This window comes from Amycolatopsis sp. (genome assembly GCF_025464955.1).
In the GTDB taxonomy this organism is placed as follows: domain Bacteria; phylum Actinomycetota; class Actinomycetes; order Mycobacteriales; family Pseudonocardiaceae; genus Amycolatopsis.
The window spans coordinates 1-21,677 of the sequence record NZ_JAODNM010000014.1 but is presented as its reverse complement, the minus strand read 5'-3'; the positions used below and the strand labels follow the sequence as shown (position 1 = coordinate 21,677).

General features: G+C 66.4%; 21 protein-coding genes. 10 read left to right on the top strand and 11 right to left on the bottom strand.

Going from position 1 to position 21,677, the window contains the following annotated elements; genetic code table 11:
- Both JWQ81_RS01585 and JWQ81_RS01580 read left to right on the top strand, forming a co-directional pair.
- Positions 1 to 923 (top strand): NADP-dependent oxidoreductase (locus tag JWQ81_RS01585; protein ID WP_297536930.1); only part of this gene is annotated, 923 nt, incomplete at its 5' end.
- Positions 924 to 959: 36 nt separating this feature from the next.
- Positions 960 to 1,601 carry an NAD(P)-binding domain-containing protein gene (locus JWQ81_RS01580; protein ID WP_297536929.1) on the top strand — a complete coding sequence of 214 codons (642 nt, stop codon included), beginning with the start codon at positions 960 to 962 and terminating at the stop codon, positions 1,599 to 1,601.
- A 19-nt stretch (positions 1,602 to 1,620) separates the two neighbouring features.
- Here the strand turns inward: JWQ81_RS01580 and JWQ81_RS01575 are convergent, their stop codons facing one another.
- Positions 1,621 to 2,436 (bottom strand): LysR family transcriptional regulator, encoded by an 816-nt coding sequence (locus JWQ81_RS01575; RefSeq protein ID WP_297536928.1) that lies wholly within the window; start codon positions 2,434 to 2,436, stop codon positions 1,621 to 1,623.
- A 118-nt stretch (positions 2,437 to 2,554) separates the two neighbouring features.
- Between JWQ81_RS01575 and JWQ81_RS01570 the strand changes: the two genes are divergently transcribed.
- A complete protein-coding gene (locus tag JWQ81_RS01570) occupies positions 2,555 to 3,031 on the top strand; it encodes a nuclear transport factor 2 family protein (RefSeq protein ID WP_297536927.1) in 477 nt (158 codons plus the stop codon).
- A gap of 111 nt (positions 3,032 to 3,142) precedes the next feature.
- Here JWQ81_RS01570 and JWQ81_RS01565 read toward each other — a convergent pair whose 3' ends face one another.
- Both JWQ81_RS01565 and JWQ81_RS01560 read right to left on the bottom strand, forming a co-directional pair.
- Entirely contained in the window at positions 3,143 to 3,814 is a 672-nt protein-coding gene (locus JWQ81_RS01565) for a TetR/AcrR family transcriptional regulator (RefSeq protein ID WP_297536926.1), read from the bottom strand.
- A gap of 23 nt (positions 3,815 to 3,837) precedes the next feature.
- Positions 3,838 to 4,260, bottom strand: coding sequence for a VOC family protein (locus JWQ81_RS01560; RefSeq protein WP_297536925.1), 423 nt, complete (start codon positions 4,258 to 4,260; stop codon positions 3,838 to 3,840).
- Positions 4,261 to 4,498: 238 nt separating this feature from the next.
- Between JWQ81_RS01560 and JWQ81_RS01555 the strand changes: the two genes are divergently transcribed.
- Together JWQ81_RS01555 and JWQ81_RS01550 are read left to right on the top strand one after the other, a co-directional pair.
- Entirely contained in the window at positions 4,499 to 5,422 is a 924-nt protein-coding gene (locus JWQ81_RS01555; protein ID WP_297536924.1) for a MaoC/PaaZ C-terminal domain-containing protein, read from the top strand.
- Positions 5,423 to 5,447: 25 nt separating this feature from the next.
- The gene (locus tag JWQ81_RS01550; protein ID WP_297536923.1) at positions 5,448 to 6,461 is read left to right on the top strand and encodes an NADPH:quinone oxidoreductase family protein; all 1,014 of its coding nucleotides are present in this window, start codon (positions 5,448 to 5,450) and stop codon (positions 6,459 to 6,461) included.
- Here the strand turns inward: JWQ81_RS01550 and JWQ81_RS01545 are convergent.
- Entirely contained in the window at positions 6,427 to 7,365 is a 939-nt protein-coding gene (locus JWQ81_RS01545; RefSeq protein WP_297536922.1) for a TetR/AcrR family transcriptional regulator, read from the bottom strand. The genes JWQ81_RS01550 and JWQ81_RS01545 overlap by 35 nt on opposite strands.
- 183 nt (positions 7,366 to 7,548) lie before the next feature.
- Here JWQ81_RS01545 and JWQ81_RS01540 point away from each other — a divergent pair, with 183 nt between their 5' ends.
- Positions 7,549 to 9,150, top strand: coding sequence for an AMP-binding protein (locus tag JWQ81_RS01540; RefSeq protein WP_297536921.1), 1,602 nt, complete (start codon positions 7,549 to 7,551; stop codon positions 9,148 to 9,150).
- A 54-nt stretch (positions 9,151 to 9,204) separates the two neighbouring features.
- Here JWQ81_RS01540 and JWQ81_RS01535 read toward each other — a convergent pair whose 3' ends face one another.
- The 4 genes from JWQ81_RS01535 to JWQ81_RS01520 form a co-directional block, all read right to left on the bottom strand.
- The gene (locus JWQ81_RS01535; protein ID WP_297536920.1) at positions 9,205 to 11,112 is read right to left on the bottom strand and encodes an NAD(P)/FAD-dependent oxidoreductase; all 1,908 of its coding nucleotides are present in this window, start codon (positions 11,110 to 11,112) and stop codon (positions 9,205 to 9,207) included.
- Positions 11,113 to 11,281: 169 nt separating this feature from the next.
- Positions 11,282 to 12,199, bottom strand: coding sequence for an LLM class flavin-dependent oxidoreductase (locus JWQ81_RS01530; protein WP_297536919.1), 918 nt, complete (start codon positions 12,197 to 12,199; stop codon positions 11,282 to 11,284).
- 91 nt (positions 12,200 to 12,290) lie between these two features.
- The gene (locus JWQ81_RS01525; RefSeq protein ID WP_297536918.1) at positions 12,291 to 12,917 is read right to left on the bottom strand and encodes a hypothetical protein; all 627 of its coding nucleotides are present in this window, start codon (positions 12,915 to 12,917) and stop codon (positions 12,291 to 12,293) included.
- 124 nt (positions 12,918 to 13,041) lie between these two features.
- Positions 13,042 to 13,932: an LLM class F420-dependent oxidoreductase gene (locus tag JWQ81_RS01520; protein ID WP_297536917.1), complete on the bottom strand. Its 891-nt coding sequence runs from the start codon at positions 13,930 to 13,932 to the stop codon at positions 13,042 to 13,044.
- A 203-nt stretch (positions 13,933 to 14,135) separates the two neighbouring features.
- On the opposite strand from JWQ81_RS01520, the gene JWQ81_RS01515 reads away from it, so the two are divergent.
- The 4 genes from JWQ81_RS01515 (at position 14,136) to JWQ81_RS01500 (ending at position 18,773) form a co-directional block, all read left to right on the top strand.
- On the top strand, positions 14,136 to 15,653 hold the full coding sequence (locus JWQ81_RS01515) for an AMP-binding protein (protein WP_297536916.1): 1,518 nt from the start codon (positions 14,136 to 14,138) through the stop codon (positions 15,651 to 15,653).
- A gap of 35 nt (positions 15,654 to 15,688) precedes the next feature.
- Positions 15,689 to 16,819, top strand: a complete 1,131-nt coding sequence (locus JWQ81_RS01510) for a GAF domain-containing protein (protein ID WP_297536915.1) — start codon at positions 15,689 to 15,691, stop codon at positions 16,817 to 16,819.
- Entirely contained in the window at positions 16,813 to 17,418 is a 606-nt protein-coding gene (locus tag JWQ81_RS01505) for a response regulator transcription factor (protein WP_297536914.1), read from the top strand. Before JWQ81_RS01510 ends, JWQ81_RS01505 begins: the two co-directional genes overlap by 7 nt.
- A 305-nt stretch (positions 17,419 to 17,723) precedes the next feature.
- Positions 17,724 to 18,773 carry an NAD(P)-dependent alcohol dehydrogenase gene (locus JWQ81_RS01500; RefSeq protein WP_297536913.1) on the top strand — a complete coding sequence of 350 codons (1,050 nt, stop codon included), beginning with the start codon at positions 17,724 to 17,726 and terminating at the stop codon, positions 18,771 to 18,773.
- Positions 18,774 to 19,484: 711 nt separating this feature from the next.
- Here JWQ81_RS01500 and JWQ81_RS01495 read toward each other — a convergent pair.
- The 3 genes from JWQ81_RS01495 to JWQ81_RS01485 all read right to left on the bottom strand — a co-directional run.
- Entirely contained in the window at positions 19,485 to 19,901 is a 417-nt protein-coding gene (locus JWQ81_RS01495; RefSeq protein ID WP_297536912.1) for a YciI family protein, read from the bottom strand.
- 182 nt (positions 19,902 to 20,083) lie between these two features.
- Positions 20,084 to 21,286: a DUF3500 domain-containing protein gene (locus JWQ81_RS01490; RefSeq protein ID WP_297536911.1), complete on the bottom strand. Its 1,203-nt coding sequence runs from the start codon at positions 21,284 to 21,286 to the stop codon at positions 20,084 to 20,086.
- Between the two features lie 146 nt (positions 21,287 to 21,432).
- Positions 21,433 to 21,677: hypothetical protein (locus tag JWQ81_RS01485; RefSeq protein WP_297536910.1), on the bottom strand; the 245-nt coding region annotated here is incomplete at its 5' end.

The window sequence follows — 21,677 nt, the reverse complement described above, 5'->3', positions numbered from 1 at the left end:
TCATGCGAGCAGTTGTCTACCGGTCTGTCGGCGCCCCAGACGTCATCGAGGTGGCGGACGTCGACCTGCCCGAACCGGGCTTGTTCGAAACACGGATCAAGGTGGCGGCCGCTGCCCTCAACCCGGCTGATGTGTCGGCCTGGAGCGGCGTTTTTCCTCCTCCCGCGCAGGGTGGTCACTTCGGGCTGGGCTGGGACGTGGCAGGGACGGTCGACGCGGTCGGCCCTGGCGCGCCGTGGCCGGTCGGTACGCCCGTGATCGCGCTTGTGCACGGCGCGATCGGTGTCTTCCGGGCCCAGGCCGAATACGCGATCGTGCCCGCTAATGCCCTGGCCAAGGCGCCGGTCGGGGTCGACGCCGTGCACGCGTCCACCATCCCGCTGAACGGTTTGACCGCCGCGCAATCGGTGGAGCTTCTCGGTCTCGATGAGGGGCAGAGCGTGTTCATCACCGGCGCGGCCGGAGCGGTCGGCGGCTATGCGGTCCAACTGGCCAAGCGACGCAAACTGACGGTGATCGCCAGCGATTTCGCGGGAGACGAGAGCTTCGTCACGAAGGTGCTCGGCGCCGACGCCTTCGTGGCCGCCAGTGACGACCCCGCCGCGGCGGTGCGCCGGCTTTACCCGCACGGCGTGGACGCGATGCTGGACACCGCCATGCTCGGCGCCATCGCGGCGGTCAAGGAGGGCGGAACGTTCGTCACCACGCGGATGGATGCGCTGCCTGAGGTGGAGCGCGGCATTCGGGTACGGCTCACCTCGGTCGGTCCCGACGCGGCGATGTTGACAACCCTGTCCGACCTCGCCGCGGCAGGCGCACTCACCCTTCGGGTCGCCGAGGCGTACCCGCTGGAAGAGGCGGCGCAGGCTCATAAACGCCTCGCCAGGGGTGGGCTGCGAGGTCGGCTCGTCCTCACCCCCTGACCACCCGAGGCAGCCGCAATTCACCTAAGGAGGGAGATGACCATGGCCGTCATCGGCTTTATCGGCAGCGGCAACATCGGACAGGTGCTTGCCCGGCAGGCGATCGCCTCGGGTCACGACGTCGTGATGAGCAACTCCAGAGGCCCGCACACCCTCAGCAGGTTGATCGACGCACTCGGCCCGAGGGCACGTGCCGCGACCTCCGAACAAGCCGGCGCGGCCGGTGACCTGGTCGTGGTGGCGATCCCGTTCCGCAGTGTGCCGGAGATTCCGGTGCAACCCTTGGCGGGCAAGATCGTCATCGACGCGAACAACTACTACGCTCCCCGCGACGGACAGAACCCCGCCATTGACGACGGAGACACAGCGGCGAGCGAAATGCTCGCCGCGCGTCTCCCCGGCACACGCGTCGTCAAGGCCTTCAACGCCATCAAGGCCGCCGAAATCGTCGAGCATTCCCGCCCGTCAGGCACAGTTCGCCGGCGCGCCATACCGATCGCCGGCGACGACGACGACGCGAAGCGAGCGGTTACCGAATTCATCGACCAGATCGGCTTCGACGTGGTCGACGTCGGATCACTGGTCGACGGTCGACGCATCGATCCGAGGGACGCGTGGGGCCCGGCTCTCGACGCGGACGCCCTGGGCGCGGCCATGGCCGCGCGCAGACAGGGCTGACCGCGCGTGTCGGGGTGTGCTATTCGCCTCGTGTGTTCCAGTTCCCGTTCCGTGCTACGGACAGGAAGCCGTCCAGGGCGGGATGTCGCCGGGCTGGTGCCCAGGCGAGCGTCAGCATCGTGTCGGGGAAGTCCTTCACCGGCACTGCGACCACGGAACGGCCGAGGCGGTCGCGCACGCTCTCGCCGACGACGACGACAAGCCTGCCCATGGCGACCCGGTCCACGATCGAGTCGTGAGGTTCGGTGGGGATTCGGCTCGTGTAGGCGTCGAGTTCTGCGAGTTCCTCGGTGGAGACCTCGTTGCGCGTGGCGAGTGGATGGGTGGCTGGCAGTAGCGCGACCGGCCGTTCGAGCGCGAGGTCGAGTGACTCCAGGTCCTGAAGGACGGAGCTACGGCACAGCAGGGCAATGTCGGCTGTGCCGTTCTCCACAGCCTTCGCCTCGTCGTAGGTGAACACCACCTCGGTGGGGGACGCCCCGGCCACCTGTCCGTACGAACTGAACAGTTCGGCGAGCACCCCTGGCCCGACCCCTGGTCGGACGGCCACTACGAGACGCCCTTGCCGCCCAGCTTCCTGCGCGTCGGTAACGGCTCGATCCAGCGCGGTGAGGACTTTGCGCGACCGGTCCATGAACACCGTTCCGCCGGGCGTCAGGGCGACTTGGCGTGTGGTGCGGTCGAACAGGGTCACGCCCATCCGTCGCTCCAGGCGCGCGATCGCGCGGGACAGCGGTGGTTGGGCGATACCCAGCTGGCGGGCGGCTCGGCCGAAATGAAGTTCCTCCGCGACAGCGAGAAAGTAGACCAGGTCCCGGGTCTCCAGCTGATTCATACTTCTACGGTAACAGTTGATGACGGTTTTATCATTGCCGGAACTCCCGGGTTCTGGTGCACTTGACAATAGTGACACTGAGAGTTTTGCCCCACTGTAGGGCACAAGAAGAGGAATCATGAGCAGCGAACGTGACATCCAGCAGGTACTCGCTCGCTATGTCCGGGCGGTCGATACTCGCGACGGCGCTGGGGTGGCGCGCCTCTATACCGAGGACGCGACAGAAGTCATCAGCTACAACCGGGCGGGCGAGTTCGAACGGCTGGCAGAGTTCAGTGGCGCCGCGGCGATCAGCGAAGCGGTGAACACCATCCTGCCATCGCATCCGCCACTGGGATGGGCTCACCACACCACTTTCGACCACATTATCGAGATCGATGGTGACCAGGCGACCCTTGACGCCCAGTTCCTGGTCTACGAGGTGCGGGGCGCCCAGCGTCCGGAGGATGGTTGGGCACCTGGCGTCGTGGGCGGCCAGGGCACCATCGCGGCCATCGAATCGGGCTACTATCGAATCAAGCTCGTTCGTGTCGAGGGTGAGTGGAAGATGACCGAGAACGAAACCGCGCTCGACCTGCCTACGGCCGGCCTCTGAGGCGACAGGAACCTCCCGCTCGCGCGGCCGGAATCCGCGGAGTCCATTGTGGAAAAGCTGATGGCATGTCCGCGGCAGGGTAGCCGGCGTCGGGGCACTCGGTCGCATCTTTTACCGGCGATCGACCACAGTGGATGGAAGTGCCCTTCGTCGGGCAGGCCGTTGCACGGCTAGGCCGAAGCGCACCAGATGCTGGGCGTTCGCGACAATCTCGGCGGTGGTGCCCCGCTCGGGATTCCACCACTCCGGTGCCCAGTTGAGCGCGCCGAGGACGAGCATCCGGGCCGCGTGCGGATCCAGGCGTGGATCGAGCTCGCCGAGCTCGGCGGCGCGTTCGAACAGCGCTCGCCACATGGCGCCGTACTCGCGCCGCAGCTCGAGCTGCCGTTCTCGCATGTCCTCGGGCAGCTGACTCATGTTTCGGATGGACGCCGACGCGTACAGCGAGCGGGTGAGCACAACCTCGAGGTGCGCTGTGACGGCCGCGAGAATGCGATCGATCGCCGTCGTCTCGAGCGGCAGTGCGTCCAGCGCGGTGCGGACGTGGTCGATCGTGAGCCGTTGCCCGACGCGGATGACCTCCTCGATTACGTCCTCGCGGGAGGGGAAGTGGTAGTAGATCGCCGGGGCTTGCAGGTCCGCCACCTCGGCGATGTCGGTGAGCCGAGTGCCCGCATAGCCACTGCGGCAAAGCACCTCCGCGGTCGCGTCGAGGATCCGCTCGCGGGTTCGGGCTGCCTTCGACGTCGACTCGACGGACGCACCGGTGCTCAGCTTGGTCATGATTCCCATCATAGAAACAGTGGTCATGGCGTCGCCAACAGCTCGATCAGGACTCCGTTGGCAGAACAGGGATGGACGATCAGCCGCGGCTCTTCGGCCGGACCGGCGGGCACCAAGGGGATGCTGCGCAAGCCGGCGGAGTCGAGTTGCTCTTTGGTGGTTGTGGCGTCGTCGATTCGGAACGCCAGGTGGAAGACGCCCTCACCGTGGTCGGCGAGGCGGCGGGGGATCGGCTTGCCGGTGTCGTCGGGGGCGAGTGGTGCGATGAGTTCCACGCAGGTGGCTTCGCCGAAAGGTCCGCCGGTTGAGAGCATCGCGCTGCGCACTCCCTCCACTTCGACCTCGAACGTCTCGACCAGGGTCAGCCCGAAGGTCTCGGTCCACAGTTCGACGGCCTGGTCGAGGTCGTGAACGGCGATGCCGACGTGGCTGAAGAGTGTGAACACAGGATCTCCCTCGGTCCGCCCAGCTTTCTATCGTAGATTAGATTACTCGTCGACGAGGCGCCAGGTGTCAACAGAACATTGACGTCGGCCCGCGTGCAGTAAGGCCGTCATAGCAGTTCACAGTGTCGTTTGACTGACCGTGGCGGCCGAAGTTCGATTCCGTAGGTCAGGTGTCGGCCGTGGTCGACAATCATTTGGTCGGCTGAAGCGCAGTGTGAGGTGACGGGTGAGTAGTGGCATGCAGGTGGAGACTGGCGAGACGGGCACGGCGGCGGACGTCGACCGGCGGTGGCAAGCCTTGGAAGGGCAGCCGTTTGCCGCCGAAGGCGCGCCTGAGCAGACTCCGGTTAACGAGGCCATGATCAGGCACTGGACGGATGTCTTCGGGGGACCCGCCGACCACGGCTATACCGGCGCACCGCCGCCGATGCTGATGGCTTGGACCATGCGGGGCTACGCGGCGACGAGCGGTGCGGTTGCCAGCGACGAGGAGCGGGCCCTGGACTGCCTCCGCACGGAGACCGGGGTGACCGGGATCCTCGCCACTGATCTCACCCACCGGTACGAGCGTGAGCTGAGGCTCGGCGAGACCATCACGCGTACGGATGTCGTCGAATCGGTGAGCTCGCCCAAGGAGACCGCGGTCGGCCGGGGCTGGTTCGTCAACTACCAGCAGACCTTCACCGATGAAGCCCGACTCGTCGTCGGAGTCCAGCGTGTCCGTGTCCTCCACTACCGCCCTGGCCCCGACGTACGTCCGCCACGGCGCCCGTCGCCGGTGGACGTCGGGAACGTGCGCTACGAGCTCCGGGTGCCGGTCACGACCTCCCTGGTGGTGGCCGGAGCGCTCGCGACACGGGACTTCAACCCCGTGCACCATGACCGTGATCACGCCCGCGCGGGCGGCGTCGACGACGTCTACGTCAACATCTACACCCATCTCGGGTTCTGCCACCGGCTCGTCTCGGAGTGGCCCGGTCCGGACGTCCGGCTCCGCGGGCTTGAGGTCCGCCTTGCCTTGCCAAGCTTGCCGGGTGACGACCTCGTCTACCGCGCGCACGCGGTGGACCCGCGCTCGGTACGGATCGCCATAACAGCGGTCAGCGCCCGTGGAGTTCACGTCGTCGGCGCGGCCGACCTGGACTGTTCGGCGGCGAGCTGACTGCCCACCACGAGGAGAACCACGTATGCGCAGCTGGCAGATTACCGCGTTCGGAGAGCCGCGAGATGTCGCCGGAGTCGTCGAGGTAGCCGACCCGGAGCCCGGGCCGGGCGAGGTTGTCGTGGCGCCGCGCTTCGCCGGTCTGGCGTTCGCGGACACCGTCATGTGCCGGGGGCTGTACCAGGACAGGCCGGAGCTGCCCTACGCGCCGGGGTTCGAACTCAGCGGCGTCGTGCACGCAGCAGGCGTAGGCGTGGACCTGACACCGGGGACCCGAGTGCTGGCGATCCCGGACCTCCCGCCCGGGCGGCGGGGAGCGTTGTCCGAGCTGGTCGCGCTGCCGGCCGGAAACGCGGTCGTGCTGCCAGGGTCGGTGCCGTTCGACCTGGCAGCGGCGCTCCCCAACAACTACGTCACCGCGCACTTGGCGCTACACCGCCGCGGCCGGCTCCGGCGCGGGGAGACGGTACTGGTCCACGGCGCCGCAGGAGGTGTGGGGTCGGCCGCGGTGGAGCTGGCCGTCGCGGCCGGCGCACGGGTGGTCGCCGCAGTCAGCGGTGAGGAGAAGGCCCGGCTGTGCCGCGATCTCGGCGCGCACGTCGTCGTCGACTACACGAAGCAGGACTTCGTTGGGACCGTGCTCGAAACAACGGGTGGGCGCGGGGCCGACGTGGTCGTGGACCCCGTGGGAGGTCGGGCTTTCGAGCGGTCTCGCCGCTGTATCGCGGTGGAAGGGCGGTTGCTGGTGATCGGCTTCCCGGCCGGGATCGGCACCATCCGGGCCAACCACCCGCTGCTGCGGAGCTACTCGGTGGTGGGGGTCAACCGCGACGTCCACCGCCGGCTGCAGCCCGACGTGCACCGCGCGGCTCAACTGGACGTGCTGGACCTGTGCTCGGCCGGCGCGTTGCGCCCGGTCGTGCAGGAGATCGGGTTCGACGAAGTGCTCGACGGCTGGGATCTCATCGAGGCCCGCAAGGTGCTCGGCAAACTTGTCGTGAGGGTCAGCGGCGATGATCACTCCCTGCGTGGCGGGTGACCTTCCCCGGTGCACCGGAAAGCGCCGCGCCTTCGAGGACAAGCCGCAAGACGGTGTCCGCCAGCTCGCTGGTCGTGCGGTGGGTTCGCCAGGCCCAGAATGCGGCGGCCTCCACCGAGTTCACCACGAACAGCCGAATGAGGTAGCCGTCGATGTCACCGCGCAGGGATCCGTCGCTGATCGCGGCGTCTACCAGCTCCGCCCACAGTGCGCCGTACCGTCGTCGGTGCGGGCGGATGCGCTTCTTCATCGCCGTCGGCAGCTGACCGAAGGCGTGCGCGTGGGCACGAGCCACGACGCCCATCTCGATGTTGACCTGAAGATGCGCGGTCATCGCCGTGGCGAGACGGTTGCCCGCGGTCGCTGACGCGGGGAGAGCGGCCACCGTCGTGGCCACCCGCCGGTGCGCAGCCAAGACGGCCAGGCGAACGACTTCCTCCACTAGGTGATCTTTCGACCGGAAATGGTGGTAGATGCTGCCTGGGCGCACCCCGGCGCGGGTGGCGATGTCGCTGATCCTCGTCGAGGCGTAGCCCCGTTCGGCCAGCACCTCCGCGGTGGCGTCGACGAGTCGTCGCCGCGTTTCGCTCGACTGTCCCACCATTTGCCGCTGCGGCGGGGCGCTGGGGAGCGGGACCGAATCCACTGTGGAGTGCTCGTCCGCCGCGCCCTGACCGGAAACCGGCGATTCGGGGTGCGCCGCCCGGACTCGCCCGGAGAGACGCCGGTACCGCTGTTCGGCGGCCTGCCTCGACCCGAGTCCCAGTGCGAGGGCGATCTCCGCCCAGCTGGTGCCGTTTTCCCGTGCTGAAACGATCAGCGCGTGTTCGGCACGGTCGATCGCAGTCTGCCGTTCGAAGATCTGCGACAGCTGATCGAGCACTGCCTTGCCCGCATCGCTCATCGGTCGATTATCGCAGAAGTGTGTCAACACCGCGTTGACACGAGGACCGGTTCGGACCAGCGAAAGGAGCACCATCGCCCAGTCTCGTTCGAACTCCTGGACCCGGAAGCCGCGGTGTTGGACGATGACGGAACCCAGTGCGTCGGTACGCGCGGGTTCTGCATCAACGTCGATTGGATCCCCATGACCGACACCATCGGCTCTGTCCTCGGCGAAGCCGCCCGCCGCAACGGGAGCAAGGCCTACCTTCGGTACCGCGACGAGGTGTTCTCCTACGCCGATGCGGATGCGCTCGCGCGGCGGTACGCGGACGGATTCGCGGCGCTGGGTGTGCGCCGAGGCGATCACGTCGCCCTCATGTGCGAGAACCGCCCGGAATTCCTGTGGACCTGCTTCGGGCTCGGGCGGCTCGGCGCTGTCGCCGTTCTGATCAATACCGCGTCGAAGGGTGATCGGCTCGCGTACTACCTGAACCAGTCGGAGAGTTCCACGTTGGTCGTCGGCGCCGGATTCGTGGAGCGGATCGGTGCGCTCGCCGAGCCGCTGCCGCACTTGCGGCGCATTGTGGCCGTCGAACGCTCAGCGGAATCCCTGTCGGCACTTGCTGCGTTCGACTGCCCGGCATCCGAGTTGGCGGCCCTTGTAGACGGTTCCGCACCCGCCGCCGCGGAGGTCGACGTGGTCCCCTCCGACCCTGCCTACATCCTGTACACGTCGGGTACGACCGGGCCGTCGAAAGGCGTTGTGATACCGCACAGTCAGCCGCTCGGCATCGGCAGGAACACGGCTGCCGGCTACCGCTATACCGGCGAGGATGTGCTCTACACCTGCTTGCCCCTCTTCCACGTGAACGCCCTCTTCTATACCTGCTACGCCGCGCTGGCCGTCGATGCGACTGTCGCCCTGTCGCCGCGCTTCTCCGCCCAGAACTTCTGGGCGGAGGTCAAGGCCTGCGGTGCGACCGAGTTCAACTTCATGGGCGCCATGGCGAACATCATGCTGCGGCAGGAGCCTTCGCGTGCGGAGCGCGACCACTCAGCACGCCTGGCTATGATCGTGCCGGCTTCGGGTGAACTCAGGCGGCGCGTCCGCGAGCGGTTCGGCATCGAGGTGGTGTCGGGATTCGGTGCGACCGAGACGTTCTTGGTCACCATGACGGACACCGACCATCCCGCGGCCAAAGCAGGGTCGGCGGGGCGTGCGACTGACGGCGCGCGCGTGCGAATCGTCGATGAGAACGACGTCGACGTACCTGCCGGGCAGCCCGGGGAGATCCTGGTGGCGGCCGACGATCCGGGCGCGATGATGTCGGGTTACTACGCCATGCCTGAGGAGACCGGGCTGGCGATGCGCGGCGGCTGGTTCCACACCGGGGATCGCGGCCGTCTCGATGAGGATGGCTATCTGTTCTTTATCGACCGCATCAAGGACGTGATCCGGCGTCGCGGCGAGAACATCTCCGCCCAAGAGATCGAGGCCATCCTGCTTCGTCATCCGACAGTGCGCGAGGCCGCCGTGGTTCCGGTGGTGTCCGAGCTGGGTGAAGACGACGTCGCGGTCTTCGTCGTATCGGAGCACCGGAACACCCGGGACCCGGTGGAACTGGTGCGCTACTGCGATCAGGAAATGGCGTACTTCATGGTGCCTCGCTACGTCCACTTTCTCGACGAGCTGCCGGAGACGGCGAACACCAGGATCGAGAAGTACAAGTTGCGGGAGTGGGCTGCCGCGAATCGTGCCGAGCTCTGGGATCGCGAACGGGCCGGTATCGAGTTGAAACGCTGAGCGCAGAGCGAAAGGCGGAGGTGCGGCTCGCACCTCCGCCTTTCGGCTGCGGGCTCAGCTCTGCCGGATGGTGAAGTCGTCGAGGTCCGGGGTCTTCGTCATGGACCAGAAGTCGACCCCGCGCCAGGGGAGGGTGGTCACGATCCGACCGGCCTGGTTCCGGTACCAGTTGGTCATGCCCGGGTGGGTCCAGATCAGCGACTCATTCTCGGTGTCGACCCGGGCGTTGTAGGCCTTGGCGACGTCCTCGCGTACCTCCACTGACGACAGACCTCGTTGTACCATCGCGATCAGCATCTGGGCGATGTAAGCGATGGAGCACTCGGCGATGTAGATCGCACTGCCGCCGTGGCCGAGCGCGGTGTTCGGTCCTCCGACGATGAAGAAGTTGGGGAAGTCGGGCACGCTCATGCCGAGGTAGGCGAAGGCGTCGTCATCGCCCCACAGTTCGTGGAGGGACGTGCCGGATCGGCCGCGGATCTCCATGGGTGCCAGCATCCGGGTCGCCTGGAAGCCGGTGGCGAGTACCACGATGTCCGCCGGGTGCCGGGCGCCGTCGGCGGTGATCACGTTGCCTTCGTCGAACCCGGTGACCGCTTCGGGCACCAGCTTGACGTCGTCACGCTTGATCGTCGCGATCCAGTCGTTGTCCATCAGGATGCGCTTGCCGTAAGGGGGATAGGTCGGCAGCACCTTCTTCCGCAGGTCGGTGCGCGCACCCAGCTCCCGGTCGATGTGCTCGGTGAAGAAGACCCGGTGTTTTTCGTTGGTGGCGTTGATGGACCGGTCCTGGTGGGGCCACGCCGGGTCCCGGCGTAACGACGGGAGGAGCTTGTCCTGGAACTGCCAGATCAGGCGTAGCCGGTAGAACGTCGCGTAGAACGGCACCTGCTCCATCAACAGGCGCACGCTCGTCGGGGCGTCGCGCAGGTAGTTCGCGTTGGGTGCGACCCACTGCGGGGAACGCTGGAACACCAGCACCGACCCCGCGACGCCGGCCAGTGCGGGGGTCATCTGCTGGGACGTCGCTCCGGTGCCGATAATCGCGACCCGTTTGCCTGCGACGTCCACCGAGTGGTCCCACTCCGAGGAGTGGAACATCGGCCCCGAGAAGGTATCCGTGCCATCGAAGTCCGGAATGGACTTCCGGCTGAGCACACCGACGCAGCTGATGACCGCGGTTGCCTCGAGGGTTTCGGTCGTGCCGTCGGCCCGGCGCAGTCGTATGTGCCAGCGCTGGTTCGCCTCGTCCCACGTCGCCGACGTCAGTTCGGTTCCGAACTGCACTTTTGCCGTGATGCCCAGGTCCTGGGCCGTGTTCTGGACGTAGGACAGGATCTCCGGCTGCTTGGCGTAGTAACGGTTCCAGCCGCGTCGCGGCGCGAACGAGTACGAGTACAGATCGCTGGGCGTATCGACTCCTGCGCCCGGGTAGGTGTTGCGCCACCACACGCCGCCGACTGCCGGGTTCTTCTCGACGATGGTGTACGGGATACCCAGCCGTTCGAGGGTTGCTGCGGTAGCGACGCCGGAAAGACCGGCACCCACGATGAGTACGTGCAGGCGGTCGGCGCCCGCCGGTCGATCGCCGGACCAGGACACCTCGGAGCGGGTGTGAAATCCCGCTTCCTCGGCCATCGTCTCCCCGTACTCTGGGGGTACGTGCTCACCCAGTGAAACACTGAGCATGGCGGTGATGCGGTCATCCGCGGGAGGTTGCGGAAGGACGCGTCGGCCGTCGCGCCAGTCACGGAGCACGGTAAAAGCGGCGGCCCGGATCTCGGCCTGCCGTGACTCGGTGAAACCGCCGTCGTCATTGTCGCTGAGCGCCAGTGTGCGGCTGGGGCGGTATGGCTCTTCGAGCCACTTCGCGTCCCCAGTCAACTGAGCCAGCACAAGCAGAAGAATGGGCAGGTTGCCCTGATCGAGCGCCGCGCGCAGCGTGGTGTCGTCGGCGGTCATTGTGATGGATCGTTGATCGGCCCGCAAGATCGGCAAGGTGTCCTCCCGGGAAGTGTGACACGGGGCCGAGGGGACGGCGCACCGATGACGGTTCAAATTGCCATTTTCTAAATTGTACTAGAAAACGTCGACAGGAGATTGTGCGCTGGATCGCAGGCGCCCATGGGTCTCAGTCGGCCGGCAATCGCAGGCGCGGCAACACTTCCCGGGCGAAGGTCTCGACCACCCGTTCCCGTTCCGCCGGCGGACAGGCCAGCTGGATCAGTACGCGGTCAGCGCCGGAGTCGGCGTACTCCTGGAGCCGGTCGGCAACCTGGTCCGGCGTGCCGAGCACGAGGTAGCGATCGGCGAGGCCGGTGAAGTCCTGGTTGTAGGTCGAACTGACAGTCTCGACACCGACGCGTCGGGCGCGTGCGCCGTCCTCGTCGACGCACGTCCAGGCGAATACCGCACCAGAGACTCTATTCGGCGCGCGCCCGGCGTCCGCCGCGACCGCCCGGACCTCTTGTAGTGTCTTGTGCAGCCGCTCGGGCTCGACCAGATAGGGCATCCAGACGTCGGCGAGCCTGCCGGCGCGGCGTATCGCGCCGCCTTTCCGGCCACCGAGCCAGATCGGGGGGCCGCCGGACTGGGTGGGTGCCGGTTCGAGGGCGACGTCGTGAAACGTGGTGAACTCGCCTTCGAAGCTGACCCGATTACCGGTGAACAGGCTCCGCAGTACCCGGAGACTCTCGTCGAGGCGTCGAAAGCGAGTGGCTGGGTCGACTCCGGCCGCTTCGAACTCCGGCGGGTATTCACCGCCGGCCCCGACTCCCAGTTCGAACCGTCCGCCTGAGACGCGATCGAGTGTGGCGGCGAGCTTCGCCGCCAGGGGTGCGTTGTACAGGGGGAGCAGCGTGATGGAGCTGACCAACCGGATGTGGCTGGTCGCCCCGGCCGCCGCCGCGAGTTGGACGAACGCGTTGGCCGTCGGACCGTGGAAGAACAGGTGTTCGCCGCAGCCGAGGTAGTCGAACCCGAGCGCTTCGGCTGCTCGGGCGTCCCGGATGGCGGTGTCGATGTCGCCGGTGTTGAGGCCTACCTTCATGAGAAAGCCAATCTGGATTCAGGCATTCGCGATTATCGGCCGTCATGGACGATAACCGCGAATGCCAGTGTACCGGCCTGGGCAGGCGAGGTCAGACCTGTGCACTGACTGCGGCGCCCCGCGTAGTGGGGTCGTAGTGGGGGAGTGGTCGCAGCATGGGCAGCAGTCGTTCGCGGACGTCCGCGAGCGTGAGGAAGTCTTCCTCCGGAATCTGGGTGAGCTCGTAGAAGGCGCGGTTCTCGTAGACCTGTTCGCCGATCATGCGGCCCCGTTCGTCGTAGGGCCAGAGCATCACGTATTTCTGGCGCATGATGAAGTAGCCTTCCGGGTCGTCGACTGGTACGCCGACCTCGTTCAGTGTGTAGCCCCGGTAGTAGCTGTTGAACACCGCCTCGGAGCAGAAGCCCCAGTCCGACACCATGAGGCGCTCGTCCTCGACCAGTTGCACGCTGCTTCCGCTTTCGGCGAGCATACGGTAGATCGACTGAACTTCCTCGGGGCCTTCGGCCTTGTCGCCGGCGAATCCGGTCACGTTGTAGTAGTAGATGGGATACTCGACCGTCATGTCTGGGACGAAGATGTCCTTCCACTCACCGCAGATCTCGAGGATCGCGTGCCGCCGGTAGTTTTCCAGGATTTGGCGGTGCAAGGGGTCGGTGGTCGTCTCAAGGAGGCGGTCGGCTGCGCTGATGGTGATCGCGATGTCTTTCTTCGTCATGTTTCGCTCCTTTGCGATCTGCGCTGGCTTGTGAAGGAGCCCCGAGCGTTCGAAGCTGCGGGATCTTTCACAGATTTAGATTGAATTCTGTATTGCGAGGTTCTGGCACACCCGAACGGGTGGGTCAGAACCGGACGCTCTGGGTGGTCGCCCGCTCCAGTCGTGCGGCGAGCGCGTCGCGGATCTCCGGAACGGGTACCTGTGGCGCCGCGAAGACGACACGGTCGACGCCCAGTTCGGCCTGGACCTCGGCTTCGGCAGGTGTGCGCGGGGCGACCGCAGTGATCTCGACATCCGCGGGGTCGCGTCCCGCCTGTTCGGCGGCTTCTCTCGTCGAGGTAACGATCCGGCGAAGGTCGTCGCCCTGAATATTCATGGGAAAGAATCCGTCGGCGATGCGTCCGGCACGCCGTGCGGCGGCAGGGGTGTGGCCGCCGATGTGGATCGGCACACCGGCGACAGGCCGTGGCTCCATGTGCACCGCCGCGAACCGGACGTGCGTGCCGTCCATTTCGGATGGTCCTTCCGCCCAGGCGCGGCGTAGCGCCTCGATCCCCTCCTCGAGGCGGGGTGCCCGGTGATCGAATTCGGCGCCCAGGCTGTCGAACTCCTTACGCAGCCAGCCGGCGCCGACACCCAGGATGCAGCGACCGCCGGTCAGGCGGTCGAGGGTTGCGACCTGCTTGGCGACGACCAAGGGATGTTGTTGCGGGAGTACGAGGATTCCGGTGGCCAGTCGGATGCGCCGGGTCGCGGCACCGACCCAGGCCAGCCAGATCAAGGGGTCCGGGATCGGGACGGCGGCGCCGCCGGGAACGGTGCCGCTGTCAGAGTAGGGGTACTCGGAGCCTGGTTCCGCCGGGACGACGACGTGCTGGACCGCCCACAGTGACTCGAGCCCGAGGTCTTCGGCCGCCGTGGCCAGTTCGAGTGCGTGTGCTGGCTCCGCGCCGCGGGCGCTGTTCGCGAACATCACGCCGACTTGGGGCGTGTGGGTTCCCTTGGTGGACTTCATGGCATGCAGCTCCGCATCCCCGCGCAGTGGCGCGGACGTCCGGTCGGGTGGTCGAGGCTGCGGTGCGCCGCGTGACCACAGAATAAAATCTAGTATAGATTAGAATCATAGTCTGTGGTGGTTCCCCGGCGCCCCACCCGTTCGGGTGTGCCGTCATCGCGGCAGAAGTTGTTCACTGGTCGGACGGCGACGAGGAGGTGACAGTGGACGGTCCAGGAGACATCCTGCGCGCTGGCGCGACCCGGTTCGGTGACAAAGCCGCGTTGGTGACGGCGAAGCGGACACTGACCTATCGCGAGCTGGACGCGTTGAGTGACCGGGTCGCGGCCGGCCTGATCCAGCGAGGCGTTCTGCCAGGCGAGACAGTGTCGCTGTACTCGCAGAACCGCTGGGAGTGGGTGGTCGCGTACCACGGCGCGCTGAAGTGCGGGGCCGTGGTTAATCCGGTGAACGTGATGCTGACGCCGGAGGAACTGGCCTTTGTCCTGCGCGACTGCGGCGCGACCGCGGTCTTCGCCGGCGTGGATCAGGCAGCGCAAGTGCTGGAGGTGACCCGTGATCTGCCGGCCCTGCGTGTGGTCGCCGCGTTCGGTGGGGCGGTCGAAGGCGGCACGGCGTTCGACGAGCTCCTCGCCGCCGACTGCCCCGTGCCAGAGATCGTTGTCGAGCCGGCTGCCGCCTGCACCATCGGCTACACCTCGGGAACCACCGGATATCCGAAGGGGGCTGTCCAGTCTCACCGGGCCGTGCTGCTGAACTGCGCGCTTACCGCGACGATGCACGGACGATCCGAACACGACACCGTACTCACCGCGTTGCCGGCGCCGCACGTCTACGGGAACGTCGTCATCAACGGCACGTTCCTGACCGGCGGCACCGTCGTGCTGATGGAGCGCTTCGCTCCAGCCTCGGCTCTGCGGCTGATCGGAGAGCATCGGGCAACGCTCTTCGAAGGCGTTCCGGCGATGTACGCGATGATGCTCGCCGATCCAGCGATCGAGTCCGCCGACTTGTCCTGTCTCACCCGGTGCACGGTGGGTGGGCAGACCATTCCGGTGTCGACGATCGAGCACTGGCAGGAGCGATCCGGTGCACCATTGATCGAACTATGGGGGATGACGGAGATCTCGGGACTGGGTACCACACACGCGCTGCACTCGCCGGCTCTGCCGGGCTCGGTAGGTGTTTCCCTGCCGGGGGTTGAGGTCCGTGTCGCAGACCTGGACGACGTCACCCGCGACGTTCCACTGGGAGAGACCGGGGAGCTGATGGTGCGCGGGCCGATCGTGATGATCGGCTACCACGGAAATCCAGAGGCGACCGCGGAGGCGATCGAACCCGACGGGTGGCTGCACACCGGCGACGTGGCGACCGTGGACGCGACCGGCCACCTGTTCGTCGTCGACCGCCGCAAAGACATGATCATCACCGGGGGCTACAACGTCTACCCGGCGGAGATCGAGCGCGTACTCGCCGCGCACCCCGCCGTCGCGATGGTCGCTGTCGGCGGCGTGGCCGACCCGATCAAGGGCGAGCTGGCCTGTGCCTACGTGGTGCGGACAGGGGACGCGAGCGTCGACGAGGCGGAGCTCATCGCGTACGCGTCGGAGCGGCTCGCGGCCTACAAACGGCCGCGGCTGGTCCGGTTCGTCGAAACCCTGCCCGCGACCTCCACCGGCAAGATCATGCGTCGGGAATTGGTCAAACTGTTTCGCCCGTAGTTTCCGGGAGTGCTTGTGGCAGGAGCGTGAACAAAGTGTCTGATACGGGGATGGACGAGGGGCTGTTGCGCGAGGTCGCGCGTGGACATGCCGATCTCGTGGGTCTGCTCGAGCGGGGTGCGGCGCTGCGCGCGGGTCTCGACCTGCTCGGCGACGGGCGGGACATCGCCTGGATCGCTGAGCCGACGGAGACCGACGGGCTCGTCTTGAGTCAGGTTCGCGGCGATCGCACCGGTTTGCTGCGTGGGTTGGACGTTCCCCAGGGCCTCGGCCTCACCGGTAAAGTCCACCGAGCCGCTCGGCCGGGCTGGGTGAACGACTATTTTGGTGCCGCAGACATCACGCACACCTTTGACCGGCATATCGATGCGGAAGGGGTGCGACGGCTCCTGGCTGTGCCGGTCGTCTGGCAGGGACAAGTCTTCGGGGTCCTCGCGGTCGGGGCCAGGGATTCAGGCGAGTTTGACGGCCGCGCGGTCGAGCAGGCGAGTGCGGTGGCGGACGAGGTCGCGCTGGCGGTCGCAGTCGCCGAGCGGGTCCGGCTGGCCCGCGAGGTCGCCGTGCACGAGGAGCGGTCACGGCTCGCCGCGGATCTGCACGACACGGTGGGAGCGCTGTTGTTCGCTATCGGTTCCGGTGTCGCGGGTCTCGCCGACGCCGCCGCGGGAGACGCGGGGCTGTCGTCCAAAGTGGAGCAACTCCGAAGACAGGCCTCGGACGCGTCCGGCGCGCTTCGCGATTCCTTGCGCACTCTGCGCTCCTCGCCCGCTGCTCTCAAACTGGCGGTCGCGCTGCGAGAGGACACCGCCGGCTTCGCCGATCGCACCGGATCATCCGCGGAGCTGGTTCTCCTCGATGATTTGCCTGCACTTCCACCGTCACGGGTGGAAGTGCTCGTGTCTGCTGTGCGGGAGGCGTTGCTCAACGTGGAGAAGCACGCTCAGGCCCAGGCGGTCGTCGTGTCGATCAGCCGTCGCTTGCCGGACGGTCGCGACGGCATCGTCATCGCGGTCACCGATGATGGGATCGGACTGGCTGCGGACCACCGGGCCGGCATCGGCCTGTCGTCGACGGCGGACGCCGTCGGCCGGCTCGGGGGCGTCCTGTGTGTCGCTTCGGAGACCCAGGGATCGGGAACGCTGTGGCGTGTGGAGCTCCCGTGCTGACCGAGCAGACCGTGACGGTCGTGATCGTCGACGACCATCCTGTGGTGCGCGACGGCATCCGGAGTCAGCTTGGCCTTTTCCGCGACATCACGATCGTCGGGCATGCGGCCACGGCCGCCGAGGCGGTCCGTGAATGCGAACGCGCACGGCCTGACGTGGTCTTGCTGGACCTGCGGCTCCCGGACGCGTTGGCCGCCGAAGTCGTGCCCCGGTTGCGAGCCGTCTCGCCGAAGAGCCGGATCCTGTTGTTCACGGCGTTTCCCGAGCATGCCGCCGTCGCCCCGACTCTCGCGGCGGGCGCGTGCGGACTGCTGGTGAAGGACGCCTCGAGCACGACGTTGCGTGACGCCCTGCGTGAGGTGACCCGCACCGGTGGCTATCGCGGCAAAGGAGTGGTTCACTCCGTCGCGCCGGTGACTCCTCGCGAGTACGACGTGCTGCGGCTTGTCGCATCCGGCTATACTAATGTCGAGATCGGGGCGCGGCTCCAGTTGTCGCCGAATACCGTAAAGACCTACCTGCGTAACGTTATGCGCAAGCTCGGCGCGCGCAATCGCGCACAGGTGATTACCAACGGGCGTGCCCACGGCCTTTTGTAAGCGCGGCTCAATAAGTGAGGTGAAGACCGGCGTCATGGGGTGACTTGCTCGAAGATCACCCGCGATTCCCATGGCTGCCGATGCGCGTGGTTTCGAGACCGGGTTCGTTGGCGAGTTTACGACTTTACGACCACGACTAAATATCGACTCCAAGAGGAGGATGCTTCGTTGCAATCGTTTCATTGTTCGCTTGCATATCTTGCAAGTGATCTCTTACGTTGAAGTAACTGCGATTTTCAGGGGCTTGAGGTCATTCGCCACACCGACCAAGCCTGACACCCCCACCATTACACCGGAGGAATTCCATGCCCACCACAACCCGAGCCTTCGGGGCGCCCTCGGCGAAAGCCAAGCTGGAACCTATGACCATCGAGCACCGCGAACCGGGTCTCAACGACGTCGCCATCGACATCGCTTACGCCGGCATCTGTCACACCGACGTCCATCAGATCGATGAGGCGTGGGGCGGGGGTATCTTCCCGATGGTACCGGGGCACGAGATCACCGGCGTGGTTCAGGCAGTCGGCCCCGGCGTCACGAAATTTCGCGTCGGCGACCGCGTCGGCGTCGGGACTTACATCGACTCCTGTCGCGAGTGCGAGAACTGCGTTGGAGGGTTTGAGGTCTATTGCACCGGCCCCGGCGGTGTCACCCCGACCTACAATTCGCGCGACCGCAATGCCAACCCGAACCACGGCGGCTACTCGAAACACATCGTGGTCGATGAGCGCTACGTCGTGCGCATCCCCAACGAATTGGGACTCGACGTCGCGGCTCCGCTGCTGTGTGCCGGAATTACCACGTACTCAGCCCTCAAGCACTGGAACGTTGGGTCGGGTACCAACGTGGCGGTCCTCGGCATGGGCGGGCTGGGGCACGTCGCTGTCTCGCTCGCGCACGCGCTCGGTGCCCAGGTAACAGTGCTGTCGCGGACCCTGAACAAAAGGGACGACGGGCTCGCGCTTGGAGCGGATCACTACTATGCCACCGCGGACCCTCGGACGTTCACTGAACTCGCCGGAACCTTCGACATCATCCTGTGCACGATCTCGGACAGCGTGGATTTCGACCGCTACCTCAGTCTGCTCCGGCTGGACGGCACGCTGATCAATGTCGGCGCCCCTGAAGACCCGATCACGCTGAGCAACTGGTCGCTGATCACCGGCCGCCGCAGCTATGCTTCGTCGGGCACCGGCGGGATGCCGGAAACCCAGGAGATGCTCGACTTCTGCGCCCAGCACAAGATTGCCCCGATGATCGAGACCATTCGCGCCGACCAGATCAACGAGGGATTTGACCGGCTGCGGCGAGCCGACGTGCGCTACCGGTTCGTCATCGATGCCGCCACTTTGTAGCGACGCTATTGGCCACGGCGTGGGTAGCGCTCCAGCGACCACCCGAAGCGGTGCTGGCCCCATGCCGTGCTCAGCCACCCCGTGCGCGGAGAGTCTCAGCGGTCCATTGCGCATCCCGGTCACCCGGTAATGCCAGCCGGTGGGATAGCGCTGAGACCGACTTGTCATGAACCCATCTGCTCACAAGATCGACCTTCCCGACCACGCCGGCGTGATTCACCCTATTCCGGCGTGGTCGGGGATATCGGTGATGAACGCGGTGTCGTACCAGGCGCGAAGTGCCTTCCCCGTGAGAACCTGGACCCCAATACTACAGTCGCTATGTGAGATACTGTTGGTGTTGTCGCTGGTCGTGGCACTGCCGAGCCCGGCGTTTTGTGGAGTCTGCGCCAGTGTGACCAGCGGAGTGTGTGCGCTGCAGTGTGGACGGTTCTGGTCAGGGTCGCCCAGAGTTTCCTGATTTCGTTGCAGGACAAGGCAATCGACTGCTGGACTCGTCCATTGGCGCCCCTTTTGAGGCCGTTCTCTTTCGGCGCGGGCCAGCGCGGGAACGTCGCGGTTCTCGCGGAACCAGCGCAGACCGAACACCGCCTGGTGGAGGCAGATCAGCGCCCTCGTGCCGCGCGGGTGCCGTGCTCGCGACGGCCAACGCGCGGCGCACCCGGTCCCACTGATCTTGTTGAGATCACCTCAGTGCTCGGGCCTCGGCGGTCACGGGACTATCCGGGGCGCCGCCCCGGAGAAGAACAGCTGAACGGACACACTGCCCTCGTTGACCAGCCACGGCATGATCCGGAACCGGCGGGCGCCGGCCACGTGCATGGGGTCGGCACCGGCGATCTCCCGGGCTCGCTCCAGCGAAGGCGCCCGATAGACGAACGCGCCGGAGCCGCCCCAGGACTGCCCGTCCTCGTCGGCGAGCGGGCCGGCAACGAACAGCACCCCTTCGGATTCGAGCCGCATCTGATAGGCGAGGTGCGGCTCCCGGTTGGCCAGCACTGCGGCCGGGCCGTTCGTCGCCTCGGACAGGACAAGGTAGAGCTGGTGCGAGGGCAGGCCCTTGTTGCGGATGTTCGCCGTGAGTTCCTGCCATGACACCGATTTCTCACTGGGAGTCAGCTTGGACATGGGTCGATTCCTCCTGAGTGGACGCTATGGGAGACCGCGCCCATTGATTGAGCGCGGGGGAAGAAGCTGCGGGCGCCGGCCGTGATGGAGGTGGCCGCGCACCTGGACCGCATACCGCTGGCGGGCATTAAGGGACTTGAACCAACCGTCGGAAATTCCGTTCGCTGGGAAGTCCCGCTCCCTCAGTGGAATCGGGCGTAGTGCTGGCGCAGGAGGTCCTTGCCGTAGTCATTGCCGTTAGGCGTGCGCACCACGGTGTGCACATGGTATGGCTCGGGCTCATCATTATCCAGGAAGATCCCGGAATGGTTGTCGTACTCGACGGCCAGCACCGGACTGTGGATTTTATAATAGCACGGTTCCGATTCGTCCCAGCTGCCGATCCAGGCGAAATGGGTGTCGTCGAGATGGCGCCGAACCTGCTCGAGCCTGGCTTCCATCGGGCCGGAGGGCAAGGCAGCAAGATACGGCCGGATCACGTTAACCAGCAGTTCGCGCTGCCCAGGCGACAGTCGGTCGCCTGCGATCCCCTCGTACGGGAGGACCAGATTGTCTTGTCCCGCGCCGGCCCTGGTTCGGCCGTCCACCGCTCCGCGGAGCGCGGGGGGCAGATCAGCCGACCGGATCGACGGGTACAAGAGCGCAGCGTCCCGCTGGGCCGGGGCCAGCGACGTCATCAGTTCGACGCCAGCCCTGATGTGGTCGGCGAACAACTGCTCTCCGTCGAATTCGGTGCCGACGAAGCTCGGCGTGAGCACGATCTGGCGCCCGAGGATAAAGCAGTTGACGTCCAGGTGGTGACCCATCAGCTGCCATCCCCATGGTTCGTCCCGCGATGGCGTGCCGAATAGGGTGAACCAGTACTTCCTTTCAGTGAGCGTGTCCGGATAGTCGGCGCAAAGCTCGCCGAGTCGGCCGTTGAGTTGCATGGCATCGTGCACCAGCCCGTGCCCGGCCGCGCTGAGCGTCGCGGCGATTACCGCGAGCCCGGCCGACCGCTGGCGCTCGGTCAATTCCTCCAGCAGCAGGCCGTGCGCCGGGAAGGTAAGGAACGCGTTGATCCACAACCGCCATTCCGGCCCGACGATCGCCGCGCTGGCCGCCGGAAGCTGGCTCGCGTCCAAACCGTCCAGGTACGCCTGCGCCGCGCGCACGACGCCGTCGACGTCGAATCCCTCGTCAGCGATGGTGAAGAGGCCGGGCACGACCGTGCCGTCGGTGGTGATTCCAGCGAACGGCTCGGCGGCCCGCTGCCACACCGGGGCCAGTTCAGCTTCGCCGACGATCGCGGACAGCGCGGCGATGCCGGCCGCGTCGGTTGGATCGAAGCTGCCGTTTCGGAACGGCAGGTGATGCGGCCTTGGCCGCGCGCTCTGATAGCGCATTCCACTCATCAAACGCACTCTTTCCACTCTGACCGGCGATCGACAGTTACGAAGAACATCGTTCTTTCCTCGTCGTACTATGCGGGTAGACGAATCGAAGGGTGGTCCACTTCAGGGCACGAAACGGACAGGCGCGCCGGAGAGACCTACAGGTGGCGTCGAAGACGAACTCCAGCATAGGGCGCGGGCGACCCAGCGAGACGGCCCTCGAAGCAGGGCTGGGAGGTGGGGTGCACGAACACCGCCAAGGACGCGCCGTCGGCGTTACGCCACTCGTAGTGGTCCGGCACGCCTTCGGAGATCGCCTTCACCTCCTCGGTGAGGCCCATCGACTGGAAGACCCGGCCGATCTCGTCGTCGAAGTGCACCGCCCGCGGCAGCGGATACGGCT

Bases quoted from the DNA above. Each gene is read 5' to 3' on its own strand.
- JWQ81_RS01565 (WP_297536926.1), bottom strand. From the start codon at position 3,814: ATGACCAAGCTGAGCACCGGTGCGTCCGTCGAGTCGACGTCGAAGGCA.
- JWQ81_RS01575 (WP_297536928.1), bottom strand. From the start codon at position 2,436: ATGAATCAGCTGGAGACCCGGGACCTGGTCTACTTTCTCGCTGTCGCG.
- JWQ81_RS01535 (WP_297536920.1), bottom strand. From the start codon at position 11,112: ATGACCGCCGACGACACCACGCTGCGCGCGGCGCTCGATCAGGGCAAC.
- JWQ81_RS01495 (WP_297536912.1), bottom strand. From the start codon at position 19,901: ATGTCCAAGCTGACTCCCAGTGAGAAATCGGTGTCATGGCAGGAACTC.
- JWQ81_RS01500 (WP_297536913.1), top strand. From the start codon at position 17,724: ATGCCCACCACAACCCGAGCCTTCGGGGCGCCCTCGGCGAAAGCCAAG.
- JWQ81_RS01550 (WP_297536923.1), top strand. From the start codon at position 5,448: ATGCGCAGCTGGCAGATTACCGCGTTCGGAGAGCCGCGAGATGTCGCC.
- JWQ81_RS01555 (WP_297536924.1), top strand. From the start codon at position 4,499: ATGCAGGTGGAGACTGGCGAGACGGGCACGGCGGCGGACGTCGACCGG.
- JWQ81_RS01530 (WP_297536919.1), bottom strand. From the start codon at position 12,199: ATGAAGGTAGGCCTCAACACCGGCGACATCGACACCGCCATCCGGGAC.
- JWQ81_RS01545 (WP_297536922.1), bottom strand. From the start codon at position 7,365: ATGAGCGATGCGGGCAAGGCAGTGCTCGATCAGCTGTCGCAGATCTTC.
- JWQ81_RS01580 (WP_297536929.1), top strand. From the start codon at position 960: ATGACCATGGCCGTCATCGGCTTTATCGGCAGCGGCAACATCGGACAG.
- JWQ81_RS01520 (WP_297536917.1), bottom strand. From the start codon at position 13,932: ATGAAGTCCACCAAGGGAACCCACACGCCCCAAGTCGGCGTGATGTTC.
- JWQ81_RS01570 (WP_297536927.1), top strand. From the start codon at position 2,555: ATGAGCAGCGAACGTGACATCCAGCAGGTACTCGCTCGCTATGTCCGG.
- JWQ81_RS01540 (WP_297536921.1), top strand. From the start codon at position 7,549: ATGACCGACACCATCGGCTCTGTCCTCGGCGAAGCCGCCCGCCGCAAC.
- JWQ81_RS01525 (WP_297536918.1), bottom strand. From the start codon at position 12,917: ATGACGAAGAAAGACATCGCGATCACCATCAGCGCAGCCGACCGCCTC.
- JWQ81_RS01490 (WP_297536911.1), bottom strand. From the start codon at position 21,286: ATGCGCTATCAGAGCGCGCGGCCAAGGCCGCATCACCTGCCGTTCCGA.